This is a genomic window from Paenibacillus farraposensis, assembly GCF_020736845.1.
Classification (GTDB): domain Bacteria; phylum Bacillota; class Bacilli; order Paenibacillales; family Paenibacillaceae; genus Paenibacillus; species Paenibacillus farraposensis.
Map to the genome: position 1 here is coordinate 1,033,956 of NZ_JAFFQR010000112.1, position 12,783 is coordinate 1,046,738.

At 44.8% G+C, this 12,783-nt stretch carries 14 protein-coding genes, 1 pseudogene and 1 riboswitch; of the genes and pseudogenes, 5 read left to right on the forward strand and 10 right to left on the reverse strand.

Annotated features, from left to right (window positions below):
• Positions 1-18: 18 nt before the first annotated feature.
• Positions 19-623, reverse strand: a pseudogene (locus JO375_RS23700) (pectate lyase).
• Positions 624-1,028: 405 nt separating this feature from the next.
• Between JO375_RS23700 and JO375_RS23705 the strand changes: the two are divergent.
• The gene (locus tag JO375_RS23705; RefSeq protein WP_229526760.1) at positions 1,029-1,601 is read left to right on the forward strand and encodes a shikimate kinase; all 573 of its coding nucleotides are present in this window, start codon (positions 1,029-1,031) and stop codon (positions 1,599-1,601) included.
• A gap of 101 nt (positions 1,602-1,702) precedes the next feature.
• Here the strand turns inward: JO375_RS23705 and aroD are convergent, their stop codons facing one another.
• The 8 genes from aroD to JO375_RS23745 form a co-directional block, all read right to left on the reverse strand.
• The gene (aroD, locus tag JO375_RS23710) at positions 1,703-2,467 is read right to left on the reverse strand and encodes a type I 3-dehydroquinate dehydratase (RefSeq protein ID WP_229526761.1); all 765 of its coding nucleotides are present in this window, start codon (positions 2,465-2,467) and stop codon (positions 1,703-1,705) included.
• Between the two features lie 93 nt (positions 2,468-2,560).
• Complete coding sequence (locus JO375_RS23715; protein ID WP_229526762.1) at positions 2,561-2,746, reverse strand: hypothetical protein; 186 nt, start codon at positions 2,744-2,746, stop codon at positions 2,561-2,563.
• 114 nt (positions 2,747-2,860) lie between these two features.
• Complete coding sequence (locus tag JO375_RS23720) at positions 2,861-3,862, reverse strand: Gfo/Idh/MocA family protein (protein ID WP_322098783.1); 1,002 nt, start codon at positions 3,860-3,862, stop codon at positions 2,861-2,863.
• Positions 3,863-4,095: 233 nt separating this feature from the next.
• Positions 4,096-4,752, reverse strand: a complete 657-nt coding sequence (locus JO375_RS23725) for a deoxynucleoside kinase (RefSeq protein WP_229526763.1) — start codon at positions 4,750-4,752, stop codon at positions 4,096-4,098.
• Entirely contained in the window at positions 4,749-5,372 is a 624-nt protein-coding gene (locus JO375_RS23730) for a deoxynucleoside kinase (protein WP_229526764.1), read from the reverse strand. The genes JO375_RS23725 and JO375_RS23730 overlap by 4 nt, the downstream gene beginning before the upstream one ends.
• A gap of 171 nt (positions 5,373-5,543) precedes the next feature.
• Entirely contained in the window at positions 5,544-6,143 is a 600-nt protein-coding gene (locus tag JO375_RS23735) for a response regulator transcription factor (protein ID WP_229526765.1), read from the reverse strand.
• A complete protein-coding gene (locus JO375_RS23740; RefSeq protein ID WP_229526766.1) occupies positions 6,140-7,273 on the reverse strand; it encodes a sensor histidine kinase in 1,134 nt (377 codons plus the stop codon). Before JO375_RS23740 ends, JO375_RS23735 begins: the two co-directional genes overlap by 4 nt.
• Before the next feature lie 72 nt (positions 7,274-7,345).
• Complete coding sequence (locus JO375_RS23745) at positions 7,346-8,401, reverse strand: fatty acid desaturase (protein ID WP_229526767.1); 1,056 nt, start codon at positions 8,399-8,401, stop codon at positions 7,346-7,348.
• A 218-nt stretch (positions 8,402-8,619) separates the two neighbouring features.
• A riboswitch (ZMP/ZTP riboswitch) is annotated at positions 8,620-8,705 on the forward strand.
• A 116-nt stretch (positions 8,706-8,821) separates the two neighbouring features.
• On the opposite strand from JO375_RS23745, the gene JO375_RS23750 reads away from it, so the two are divergent.
• From JO375_RS23750 to JO375_RS23760, 3 genes are all read left to right on the forward strand, one after another.
• Positions 8,822-9,688 (forward strand): bifunctional 5,10-methylenetetrahydrofolate dehydrogenase/5,10-methenyltetrahydrofolate cyclohydrolase, encoded by an 867-nt coding sequence (locus JO375_RS23750; RefSeq protein WP_229526768.1) that lies wholly within the window; start codon positions 8,822-8,824, stop codon positions 9,686-9,688.
• The gene (locus tag JO375_RS23755; protein WP_229526769.1) at positions 9,685-10,320 is read left to right on the forward strand and encodes a cyclodeaminase/cyclohydrolase family protein; all 636 of its coding nucleotides are present in this window, start codon (positions 9,685-9,687) and stop codon (positions 10,318-10,320) included. The genes JO375_RS23750 and JO375_RS23755 overlap by 4 nt, the downstream gene beginning before the upstream one ends.
• Before the next feature lie 394 nt (positions 10,321-10,714).
• Entirely contained in the window at positions 10,715-11,347 is a 633-nt protein-coding gene (locus tag JO375_RS23760) for a copper amine oxidase N-terminal domain-containing protein (RefSeq protein WP_229526770.1), read from the forward strand.
• A 138-nt stretch (positions 11,348-11,485) separates the two neighbouring features.
• On the opposite strand, the gene JO375_RS23765 is transcribed toward JO375_RS23760, so the two are convergent.
• Positions 11,486-11,857 carry a winged helix-turn-helix transcriptional regulator gene (locus JO375_RS23765; protein WP_229526771.1) on the reverse strand — a complete coding sequence of 124 codons (372 nt, stop codon included), beginning with the start codon at positions 11,855-11,857 and terminating at the stop codon, positions 11,486-11,488.
• Between the two features lie 147 nt (positions 11,858-12,004).
• On the opposite strand from JO375_RS23765, the gene JO375_RS23770 reads away from it, so the two are divergent.
• Positions 12,005-12,679, forward strand: coding sequence for an NAD(P)H-dependent oxidoreductase (locus tag JO375_RS23770; protein ID WP_229526772.1), 675 nt, complete (start codon positions 12,005-12,007; stop codon positions 12,677-12,679).
• Positions 12,680-12,783 lie beyond the last annotated feature (104 nt).

Genomic DNA, 12,783 nt, shown 5'->3' on the forward strand with positions numbered 1-12,783 from the left:
GCTCTATCCTAATTCGTATTAATATTCAGTATTTCCGGACTCGCTTGTGTTGCTGGATTTAAAGCCCTTGAACAATTGCTTCACATTGTGATAACGAGTGTTTGTAATTCTGGCCGAACTGCTAGAGGAGTCCGTTCTAGAGATTGAATCCTTTACGTTGGAAATATCGGAGTTATCCAGTCTTTTACATTCATTTGGAACACTTTGTCATAGGCATGGAACGCTCCACCCCCCGTAATGTTTACCGTGCCTGATTTTTTGAGCGTCAATGCATCTTCACCTACATCTGCCCACGTTACGTTGGAGATGGTGCCGTTGCCATAGACATGCACACTATCCGCAGCAGGCGCAGCGATGATCACATTTTTCAGTGTTGCATTATTTTCAAGCTTGAAAATAGGCTTTTGAGACTCTTTCTGGCTTCCGTCCCCCAGGGTATCGGGATCAGCCACTACGGTCTTCCCTTTACCATCGTAAACTTCTCCGGCTTTGACAACGATGGTCTTATGAACGACTTCCGGAGCTGCATGAGCAGAATAATTGCCGACAAATAAAGCAACCAGCATACCTGATAAAGCAATACTCATTCCCTTTTTCAATACTTTGGCTGTTTTTGTATTCATTTTAATTCACCCCCCTTGCGCAATGAACCCATAAACCGATACACGTCTGTGGTTATTATGCAAGTAATTACATATGTATATTTGGTATTGGTTTCAAAGTAATAGATTAATAGTTATTAAGAAACACAAAATGTAAATACAGTGATTGCATTTACATTTTATACAACTCCATTATATTAGTTTTCCAGTAATATCAATATATAATTTGGCAAATTGTGCATAAAGGACTTCATGACCAGCCATCTATGCTCTCTATCATCTTATGGTGATGAATGCCAAGTCAACTTGTGCCTTGCTTCCGATATGATCTATGCTACTTGAATGCGACGTTTGATCAACGTATAATGTATTTAGTGCTTTGAAGCGTTACATCTCAACATTACTGGTGAGAAAAGAGTGGTTAGGGTGCAAAACAACAGAGAGGTTCCATTAAGAGAGCAAAATATTGTGCTCATTGGTTTTATGGGCGTAGGCAAAACAACGATTGGTTCCCATCTTGCGCGCAAGCTGTATCGGGATTTCGTGGATATTGACCAGGAAATTGAACAAGAATATAACATGCCCACAACGGAGATTTTCAAAACATACGGAGAGCAGCGGTTCCGTGAAATTGAAAAAGAGCATATTCTGAAGTTGTGCAGCAACACCCGCCTCAAAATCATTTCCGTTGGCGGAGGTGCATTTTTGCAGGAAGAAGTGAAGCAGGCTTGTCTGGCTTCATCCATCGTTTTCTTCCTGGATTTGAATTGGAATTCCTGGAAAGATCGGCTCAAGATGCTGATTGATACCCGTCCTAATCTACAAAGCAAGACGTTGGAGGAGATTGAAGAGCTCTTCCATTCCCGGCAAAATATTTATGCGGTAAATCACTCCAAGATCGACACGGATCAGCTGGATGCGGAAGAAGTCGCTGACTATATTATCCAAACGCTAAATCTGGGTTGGGAGTTGTATGAGCCAACTCGGGGGTTGAATTAAGAACTATAACAAAGGAAGGCCCAACGATGTAATTGCATGGGGGCCTTCCTTTTTTTGCTCATAACGGATGCACGGCTTACCGCCAGCATGCCATGTATCTTTTAAGCGTGACGATGTAGCACCGTCAATATCTCTCTCAGTTCGGTGACAGGAATCTGGCCCGGTGCGGAAGCTTTTTGGGCTGCCCCGAAGGTTAGAGCCGAACCGAACAGTTCCCCTGTCAGACGGCTCACGACACCTTTTCCCGCCATCGACATCGTAATAATAGGTCGATCCGCGTATTCCTCCGCCATCGTGCGCGTTGCATCGAGCAAGGTCAGCACATCGGCTGTATTAGTCGGCATAACCGCTATTTTGGGCAGATCGCCTCCCAATTCCTGTGCCTTGCGCAACCGGGATATAATTTCCCCCTTTGGTGGGGTTTTATGGAAATCATGGTTGGATATGATCACAGCCACTTTATGCTGATGCGCAGCTTTCACCAGCGTTTTCACGTCTGCTTCCTCATTGAAAAGCTCCACATCAATGATATCTACTTGTCCCGTCTCCGCTATAGCGCGGTTTAATTTTACATAACTTGCCGCATTGATCTCCTTTTTCCCGCCCTCCCGGGCACTGCGAAACGTAAAGACGAGCGGAATATTCGCTAAAATGGACCGAATCTCCTTCAAGGCAGCCTTAACTTGTTCTAGATCCTCCACATGCTCAAAAAAATCGACTCTCCACTCGACGATATCCAGATCGAGTGTACGCAAATATGCAGCCTCTTCCTTCAATTGCTCCAACGTTTCTCCCACCATGGGAACACAGATTTTAGGTGCTCCCTCGCCGATTCGTATATCTTTCACCTTTACGATTTTTGCCATATTGATCTCACTCCTCAACCTCAATTTTCAAGTCGTCATTTACAATATTTCATAGTATAACGCATTCCAATGAACCATGCCCTGGTTTGTTGATTACTCCGTATCAAGCACGATTTGAGAGGATAATTTGCGATGTACTGAAAAAACGGCACTGTACCGGAAATTAACAAACAGTGCCAGTACGATCCCCACCACATTCACAATCAGTGCCAGCACAAACACACTGGAAATTTGAGAATACTTTAACTGCTGTCCAAAAGTAGGCAGCCATATCTGCACGATATACAGCAACGCTGCGGGCCTGTAAAGCCAAGCAAAATAAGGCTGCCGTATATTTGCAAAATTGCAAAATCGACAACCTTTATGCTCGTGTCATATGGATCATTCAACAAACTAATGCGCAGAAGTATTTTTCAAATCCGCCTCATAACGAAGGCCAATCTGCCGTCTTGCCTCCTCCATCACTTCAGCGACTGCAAGTGAGCATTCCAGTGTGTTAATGGAGCTATTGCGTTCTCCGCTTTTCACCAGATCTATAAACTCCTGAATTTCATAATACATCGGCTCACGTGTCTGAGCTTTTGTCAAATCCTCAATGGTGCCGTCCCGATAATGGATTTTCACCTCATATGGCTGGCTGATTTTGTCGATCACCATCGTTCCATTCTCACCCTGAATTTCAGCAGGCAGATAGGAATCGGTAATTTTGGAATGCATGACAACTGCATCCATATCAGGATACCGCATCACGGCACTTCCCTCACCATCGACACCGGAAGACAAGAGCACACCGACCGCACGTATCTCATCCGGTTTGCCGAACAATGCCACCATGGGGTACAAGCAATACACCCCCAAATCCATCAGGGAACCATTAGAAAAGGCCGGATTGAAGGCATTTAATACGTTTCCTTGCTTAAAAGCATCAAACCGTGAGGAGTATTGACAGTAGCTTGCAAAATAACGCCGAACCCGGCCTATTTTATACAGATGGTCCTTGATGATGCTAAAGTTGGGCATCAGCGTGGATTTAACCGCTTCCATCAACAGAACATCATTATTATGTGCGGCTTCGATCATGCTCCGCACCTCCGTTGCATTCGAAGCAAACGGCTTCTCACACAACACATGCTTTCCAAGATTCATACACAAAATCGCCTGCTCTGCATGAAAGGAATTAGGACTGGCAATATATACGGCATCCACCTGATCACTCGCGGCCATTTGGGCCAGGTCTGTAAAAACCTCCGGTTGGCTGTTATATTTGGCAGCAAAGGCTTTGCCTTTATCTTCCGTTCGTGAGTACACCGCGGTCAGGGAAAATTCGTCCGTCTCTATCGCGGCTTGAATAAACCTTTCCGTTATCCAGTTGGTTCCAATAACCCCAAAACGCATCACAATATCCCATCCTTCCCCGTGAATCATTCTCATTCAAATAGATGCTTCTATTCTCGCATTCCAGCTTAGGCTTGTCCACTATATCGCAGGTTTTTCTTGCATATCAACAGCATGTATTCAACAAAAAAAGACTGTAGTCATCAGCCCAATTATCTCTGATTGTACCACAGTCTTGGTATGCTTTTTTGCTGGTTTTATATCTCCGGGCTTCGTACTGTAAGCGTGCCTCTTTATCCTGACTTAATAATTTTTCCTGAAATCACCTTGCCTACTTCTTCCAAAATGGCATCCATAGAAGCCCGGTCATGTACATCATATTCATCAATGTTCAGGCGCAGTACAGGGCAGGCATCGAACTCGTTGATCCACTCGGAATATCTGCGATGCATTTGCTCCCAATAGGACTTCTCGGTCTGAATCTCCATCTCGCGGCCACGTTCCTTGATCCGATTCAATATAGATGGCAAGCTGCCTTCCAGATAAATCAGCACATCCGGATGGGGGAAAAACGGTGTCATCACCATCGCTTCGAATAGACTGGTATATGTTTCGTAATCCGTCGGGTTCATCGTTCCCTGATCGGCATGCATTTTCGCAAAAATGCCTGTGTCCTCATAAATGGAACGATCCTGTACAAAACCTCCGCCGGATAAGAAAATATTTTTTTGCTCTTTGAAACGTTCAGCGAGAAAATAAATTTGCAGATGAAAGCTCCATCTTTCGAAATCGTGATAAAACTTTTCCAGATACGGATTATGATCAACCTGCTCCAAAGAGGTTTTAAAGCCAAGACGTTCAGCCAAAGCAGCCGTAAGCGTCGATTTCCCTACACCCACCGTGCCTGCTACCGTAATCAGGGCATTCGCGGGAATGTTGTATTTATTCATTGTATAAGCTCCTTTACATCAGAAACAATCAGTTCGAACTGTGCCTGGTTGTCTACAAAATCAATCTCATTCCCGTTTATGGTCAATATTCGGAGTGAAGGGGATTGTTCCGCAAGAAACTGAATGCCTTTATCATAATCTGTAATTAGTTGCTCCAGATAGGCGGGGTCCATGTCCTGTTCAAAGGGACGAGCCCGCTTACGAATTCTGCCCAACAAAGTGTCCAAATTGGCTCGAATATAAATAATTATGTCCGGCTTAGGCATATCATCCGTAAGCAGATGATAGATTTGGCGATATTTTTCGAGCTTTACTCCTTTAAGTGTACGTTCGGCAAAAATCAGATTCTTGTAGATATGATAGTCGGAAATAACAGGCTGAGCCTTCCCGATATATTGCAGACCGGTGTCCTCCAGTTGCTTATAGCGGTTGCAGAGAAAGAACATTTCCAGCTGAAAGCTCCACTCGTCTATATTTTGATAAAATTTGTCGAGAAACGGGTTTTCCTCAACAATTTCTTTAATGATCGGTATATGCAGCTCAGTCGAAAGCATCGAAGCCAATGTTGTTTTACCTGCTCCAATTGGCCCTTCAACAGCTATAAATGGGGCTTGTTTCATGCGGTTCCGTTCCTCCTTGTACTCCAGTCCATCCTGTGGATAACTACCCTATTGTATCACAAGGCTGTATGCTAAAGGCATATCAAATCTAGGGATAGAACAAAAAAACAGAGCTGCTATTTCTTGCTTCATAGCCATCTCTGTTTCTGCTCAAATATTTCTGCCTGCCACTCATTTAAACCAGCCTTTTTCATTAAAACGTGTAATTGCCTCAATCCGGTTGCTGACACCCAACTTATCAAGAATGACTGAGATGTAATTACGTACCGTCCCTGTCGTTAAATACAGTTCACCGGCAATCTCCTTCGTGTTCTTCCCGTCAGCAATGAGCGCCAATACGGTCTTTTCACGCTCTGTAAGCGGATTGACTTCGGCATAGGCATCATCCACCAGTTCTGGTGCGTAAATGCGACGGCCTGCTAAAATGCTGCGAATGGAGGAAGCCAGCTCTTCACTGGGGCTATCCTTGAGTAAATAGCCGTGTGTACCTGCCTTAATGGCCCGTTCAAAATATCCGGGGCGAGCAAATGTAGTTAGAATCATCACTTTGCAGTTCAAGCCCTTGAGCTCTTCAGCCGCATCCAATCCACTCTTTATCGGCATTTCGATGTCCATGATGCATATATCTGGCTGGTGCAGCTTGACCAGTTCTATAGCCTCTTCCCCATTACTCGCTTTTCCGACTACTTTCATATCCTCTTCCAAGTCCAGCAGCGAAGCCAGAGCACCCAGCAGCATTCGTTGGTCTTCCGCAATGACAATTCGAATCATCGCTCCACCTCCTCGTCTGGCTTTTCAGTGATATTGGGCACTTTAATGACCAGGGTCGTTCCCTGATCTGAATGCAGTTCCATGCATCCATTCACAAATTCAAGTCTTTCTTTTATTCCTTGCAGACCATGTCCCCGAAAAATTGCATGTTCTCCCATAACACCGATCCCATTATCCTGAATCCGAAGGGTCAATTCCTTGCGAGACGGCTCAATGATAATGGAACAGGCGGTGGCTCCGCTGTGCTTAACCACATTGGTCACCGCCTCCTTCATACACATACTGAGCACATTTTCGTTCATTAATGAAGTATGCTTCAGCTTCGCGTCGCCCTCCAGAGTCAATTCAATATGTGCAGCCTTTAAAATCTGCCGAATACGCAATAGCTCGTCCTCTAATCGCATGCCGCGCATTTGAGTCACCATTTCCCGTACTTCTTTCAACGCGCTTCTCGCCGTAAGCCGGACATCGTTAATTTCAACACGAGCCCGCTCCGGGTACTGATCTATCAGTTTGCCCGCCAGATCGCTCTTCAACCCGATGAGTGATAACTTCTGACCCAAGGTATCGTGCAGGTCACGTGCAATTCTCTGCCGCTCCTCCAGCTTAATCAATTCCGATATTTTCTTATTGGCATCCTCTAATTGTACTTGAAGCCGATCACTTTTGTTACGATTAAAATTCGTGATCGGAAGAAGAATCACACCAATTAGATTGAGCAAAATGAAGGGAATCTGCTTAATAAAAACAGGATTTTCAGAAACAAAACCATAATTGATCAGTCCAATGGTAACAATCATCAGAACAATATACAGCGTCATGAATGCGGCTTTACTTTTAATATTACCGATCAGATAAGCGATAAATATGGAAAAATACATATAGCTGAACAGCAGCGTCATGGTAATCGATATAACAATCTGTACACTGGTCCAGAAGTATATCAGCCAGCCCTGCGAGACAAAAGCCAGAACATAACAAGCAGAAAACACCAAAATAATGGCGGTGCCCAGAATAATATGACTTGTAGAGGAGGAACTGAAATAGTAGAAGGGCAGGATATAAAAGACAACCCACACATAAGGGCTAAGTCCCGTATTTTTTTGGAAAATCTGATACCATTTTTGCATTCTGCCCGCCCTTCTCTCCTTCACAATTCTTTATCCTTTATCTTATCATATCGAAATAGGTACCAGTACTAATCATTTTCTTTCCGTGCTTACTACAGATGCAGGAATCCGTTTCGTAACAGCAACACGTTTGCTCAGCAGCGGCCTCACTTGTTTAAAGGTTAAAAAGGTTTTTGTGTTTTCATCCCAAAGCCGGAACTTTAGAGATTGCAGACTGCTGCTCATAGTGATAGTGGTCGCTTTTTGTAGCAGTGGTGTTGCTTCATGCGCCTTCTCCAAATTATAATTTGGCACTTTGGGACTCAAGTGATGGACGTGATGAAAGCCGATATTCCCCGTAATCCATTGCAATATTTTAGGAAGCTTGTAATAAGAGCTGCCTTCCACGGCTGCATTGATATAGCTCCATTCTTCATCATGCTCAAAATACGAATCCTCAAACTGATGCTGCACATAAAACAGCCAGATTCCCAGCATGCCTGATACAAAAAAGATAGGCACCTGTATCAGCAGGAACGACTGCCAGCCGATAGCCCAACACAACAGTGCGTACAAGGCAACGATAGATACATTTGTGATATAAGTGTTCATTTTTTCCTTACGCTTCGCTGTTTTGACGTTAAAACGATAGGAAAGCAAAAAAGTATAGATCGGACCCAATCCGAACATAACCCAAGGATTCCGGTATATGCGATAAGCCAGCCGTATCCATATGGAAGCCTGTGCGTACTCTTCTACCGTAAGTACCCACATATCACCTGTACCTCTTTTATCGAGATTGCTGCTGGTTGCATGGTGAACCGCGTGACTATTTTTCCATTGATGATACGGACAGAGCGTAATAACACCTGTAATCGTTCCCACAATGTCATTCAGCCTGCGGCTTTTGAAGAAGGATTGATGACCACAATCATGAAAAATGATGAATGTCCGTACCACAAATCCCGAAGCAATAATGGTAATCGGAAGTGTCAGCCCATAGGATACCGACAGACTGAGGTAAGCGGCGTACCATAGCAGGATCAGCGGCCCCAAAGTGTTGATGAGTTGCAGTACGCTTGATTTCGTGTTTATTTTTTCGTAAGGAGCCATATTTTTTTTTAATTGGGCTAATGAAAGTTGTGCCATACTTAATGTTGATCCTCCTTTAAAATGACGGCTGTACCTTGATCTCGCCAGACGTGCATATAGATCTTACCCCAGTATAAGGAGCTGTCTCTGGCCGCTGTAGTCATAAACGTCAGTTCAGGAGTATGACATTTGTCATATTGTTATACCCGCTTGACCCTTTACCAATCATTCGCGGGTTTATTTTCGGAAGGATATTTGTTAAACTTAAAGCAAATAACGCTGTATGTGACTGGCGAAGTCAGTGGAATAAACCACGAGGGAGCATACAAACAAAAGCGTGCCGTTCGCCTGGGAGAAGTATTTGCAGAGGATTCGTCTGTCTTGACGACCTTGTGCAAATACTTTTTTGCGTTTATAGGACCATGACACCCCGTTGATTCCATCAAGTGCACGATAAATTCAGAGGAGGCTCGAACTATGGCTATCATTATGAAATCCAAAGAAGCAGCTGAGCAAGTGTATGCAACGATCCGTTCCCGGGTGGAACAGCTAAAACAGCAAGGACATCGTCCTCATTTGGCAACTCTATTGGTAGATGGCGATCCAGCCTCTGCTTACTACGCCCGAACCAAGCAAAAAATAGCGGAGAAGCTGGGCATCTCCTTTCATCTTCACACCTTTGATCGTCATGTTAGCGAAGCTGAACTCCTTCACCTGATCGGCAGCCTGAACGAAGCTTCTCATGTACATGGTATTATGCTGGAATTGCCTCTTCCCCCGCATCTATCTACATCCGTCATCAAACAGTCCATCGCCCCGTACAAAGATATTGACGGAATAACCCCTGGCAATAAACTGGCCACCGTTACAGGGGAAGCGGGACTGTATCCCGCCACACCTCAAGCCTGTATTGAACTGCTCAAGCATTACGGCCACACCTTGTCAGGCAAAAATGTCACTCTTGTCGGCATCGGCCAGACAGTGGGACTTCCTCTTTTTCACATGCTGCAAAGAGAAAATGCCACCGTCACCGCCTGTCATGCAGGTACACGTGATATTGCAGAGCATTTGAGTCATGCAGACATTGCCTTTGTCGCAGTCGGATGTCCTGACGTGATTACACGAGATATGGTTCATCCGGGTCTGATTTTGGTAGATGCGGGAATTAACGAGACGCTGGAGGGAAAAATAGTTGGGGATGCCGCTTCAGACGTTGGGGAAAAGGTACATGCCATTTCGCCCGTACCCGGCGGTGTTGGCACATTGACAACTGCCATCCTGTACAAAAATCTGCTCAAGGCAATTGAACTGCAGCAAAAAACCAGAGAGGTGGTTTATTCATGAGTGAACTGTCATGGCATGATTCCATCGGACAATTTCTGAAAGAAGCAGGAAGCGCAGCTCCTACTCCCGGCGGAGGAAGTACATCTGCTCTGGCTGCGGCACTGGGCGCAGCTATGACCTCTATGAGCGCTAACCTTTCACAAGGAGAAAAATATGCGCATATTCATGAGCAAATCACTGAAGTGATTCGTAGCATGGAAACCCTGATTACGCGCTGCGAGGAATTGATGGGCGCCGACATCCGATCCTTTGAGCAATACATGACGGCGTTAAAATTGCCGAAGGGGACGGACGAAGAAAAGCGCTATCGTATCCACGCTCTACAAAGCGCGGTAATCGCAGCCATTGAGGTACCGATCCGCTTGCTGGAGGTATGCCGGGACGGATTGTCCCATGCTTACAGTATCGCGGAAGCGTCCAATAAAAATGTCATTTCTGATCTTGGCATTGGCGCGATTCTGTTTGAAGCTGCTGCTCAATCCGCCCTGCTGACCGTTGATATTAATCTTGCCTCGCTGAAAGATTTCGATGTCAAGCAGTCCTATGAAGCCAAAACAGCTGCACTTATTCGTGAAATCGCACAAATCAAAGAGCAAACCCTATTGATCGTACGCAATCGAATCGCAAATTGATCAGTCTACAGCAATGTGAGTTCTCCTGTAAGTGGATTTTCATATAGCTGATACGGTAAAAGAACCACGCGACCTAACACTACTGGTGGGTTGCGGGGTTCTTTTATTGAAATTAACGATTTATGGAAACTTTTTATAAATATTCTTCGTCTAATGATAAGGATATATTCCCAAGATATCGTTTTTATCCTTGTAAAACAGGTGAAGAAATGAGGAAAAACGCATAAAGGCAATCGCTAAAAACATAGCCTTAAAAAAGGACGATAGCCGTACCAATCTTGCGATTGATCGGCAAGGCCAGCTGTGGTTCTGGGGCGCGACAGTCACCGGTTTCTCTGATAGTACAACCTATCACAACACCAATACACCTGTACTGCTGACGGGTGTAAAGAATGTGAAGGATGCCTTCATCGTTGAGCGCTCCATCATCACACTGACCACAGAGGGGAATGTCTACGAAGCGTCATTGGATGGTGAAAAAATTTCGCCGAACGCCAAATTCACATTACTTTCCAGAAATATGCAAAGCATGAAAGCAGGCTCAAGACATGTGATCATGCAAAAAACAGACGGCACCCTGTGGGGCTGGGGAGTTAACAAACATGCGCAGCTCGGCATCGGGGATTATGAATTTCTTTATAGTACGCCAGTTCCTGTACAAAAGCCGATTCTTATCCGTCTCAACGGTGCTCCTGTCCCGCTAAGTAACGGTGTGATTACTCGCAACGGTCAAGCGTTTATTCCGCTCCGTTCTGTATTTGACAAAATGGAAGCTGAGGTCACCTTTGACTCCAACAACAAAGTAGCGAAAATCATTCAATCCAAAGCAGGAACCAATCCTGTCTCGATACAAATCAATCTCAAAACCAGCCAAACCACAGTGAACGATAAGTCTGTGAAGCTCACCCCTTCTCCATTCACGGTAAACGGCATTGCCTATCTTCCTCTACGGCTAATCAGCGAGACACTGGGAGCCAAGGTAGATTGGATACAAAAAGAAAATACGATCGTCATCACAACGAAATAAAAGATATTTTTCGGCAAACAGGATCTATTGGAGTTAAGCGGATTTCACAGAAGATACAAGGAAAAAGACCTGCCAAATGGATGACAAGTCTTTTATCGAGAGCCTGTCTTTAGCATGCTGCAAATTGGAGCTCAGATGCTAAAGGCGGTTTTCCTTTGAATGTTGCTTGGTTTTATAGTTTTCTCCCCAATCCTTCATTAGGCTAATAATCGGGATTAGGGTGCTTCCGAATTCCGTTAGAGAGTATTCAACTTTGGGCGGAACCTGTCGGTAAACCTCGCGATGAACGACGCCATCCTCTTCCAGCTCGCGTAATTGGAGTGTCAGCATACGCTGTGTAATTCCCGGACAAATACGGCGAAAATCACTAAATCGCTTTGTTCCATACATAAGGTGATATAGAATAACTCCTTTCCACTTGCCCCCAATCACGTCCAGCGTGTACTCCACAGGACAGGCCTGATCATTTCCGGCGGAACATTCCCCAAAGCCGCCTTTCCGATTGCGCATAGGTATTTACTTCTCCCCTTTGGTTACATTTTATATACTGCAGCACATTAATGTGCGTACTTCAAAAAAAATCACGTATATTCTAATATTAAACATGTCATTCGGTAAGCGTCAATCCAATCCATATCCATAAGGAGTGTATAAGCAATGGAAACCTTAGCTACCACTAAACAGCAAATTTTATCTGCATATCAGTTCAGACATGCAACCAAAGAATTTGATAGCCATAAAAAAATTAGCGATGCCGACTTCGATTTTATTCTTGAAACAGGCCGCTTGTCTCCAAGCTCATTTGGTTTTGAACCCTGGAAGTTCGTTGTCGTCCAAAGTAAAGCGGTGCGTGAAAAGCTGCTGCCTTACTCTTGGGGGGCCAAAAAACAGCTGCCGACAGCAAGCCATTTCGTGCTCATTCTCTCCAGACTGCCTAAAGATATGGCAGCCTCATCCGGTTACATCAAGGATATGATGGAAAACGTACAGCAATTACCTGCTGAAGTTATGCAAGGCAAAGAGAAGGTATATGACGCCTTCCTGAAATCGGATTTTGGGCTGGAGGAAAATGAGAGAGTTATGTTCGAATGGGCCTGCCGACAAACCTACATCGCACTGGGAAATATGATGACAGCCGCAGCCCAAATCGGCATTGATTCCTGTCCGATCGAAGGCTTTCAAAAAGAGGAGATCGAACGCATTCTCTCCGAGGAAGGCATCATGGACGCTGAGCATTTCGGTATTTCCTGTATGGTAGCCTTTGGATACCGTCTGAATGAGCCGCGCGATAAAACCCGGCGATCGGCAGATCAGGTTATTGAATGGGTCTAACCACCAACGAATATCCTTCTCTAAAGCAAAGGGGCGTCCCCTAGCCATTTCCATGGCTTTGGGACACCCCCTTTTTCATAAACCTCAGGTCTTAAAAAATCCTG

Bases quoted from the DNA above. Each gene is read 5' to 3' on its own strand.
- aroD (WP_229526761.1), bottom strand. From the start codon at position 2,467: ATGGCAAAAATCGTAAAGGTGAAAGATATACGAATCGGCGAGGGAGCA.
- JO375_RS23720 (WP_322098783.1), bottom strand. From the start codon at position 3,862: ATGCGTTTTGGGGTTATTGGAACCAACTGGATAACGGAAAGGTTTATT.
- JO375_RS23725 (WP_229526763.1), bottom strand. From the start codon at position 4,752: ATGAATAAATACAACATTCCCGCGAATGCCCTGATTACGGTAGCAGGC.
- JO375_RS23730 (WP_229526764.1), bottom strand. From the start codon at position 5,372: ATGAAACAAGCCCCATTTATAGCTGTTGAAGGGCCAATTGGAGCAGGT.
- JO375_RS23735 (WP_229526765.1), bottom strand. From the start codon at position 6,143: ATGATTCGAATTGTCATTGCGGAAGACCAACGAATGCTGCTGGGTGCT.
- JO375_RS23740 (WP_229526766.1), bottom strand. From the start codon at position 7,273: ATGCAAAAATGGTATCAGATTTTCCAAAAAAATACGGGACTTAGCCCT.
- JO375_RS23745 (WP_229526767.1), bottom strand. From the start codon at position 8,401: ATGGCACAACTTTCATTAGCCCAATTAAAAAAAAATATGGCTCCTTAC.
- JO375_RS23750 (WP_229526768.1), top strand. From the start codon at position 8,822: ATGGCTATCATTATGAAATCCAAAGAAGCAGCTGAGCAAGTGTATGCA.
- JO375_RS23755 (WP_229526769.1), top strand. From the start codon at position 9,685: ATGAGTGAACTGTCATGGCATGATTCCATCGGACAATTTCTGAAAGAA.
- JO375_RS23765 (WP_229526771.1), bottom strand. From the start codon at position 11,857: ATGCGCAATCGGAAAGGCGGCTTTGGGGAATGTTCCGCCGGAAATGAT.
- JO375_RS23770 (WP_229526772.1), top strand. From the start codon at position 12,005: ATGGAAACCTTAGCTACCACTAAACAGCAAATTTTATCTGCATATCAG.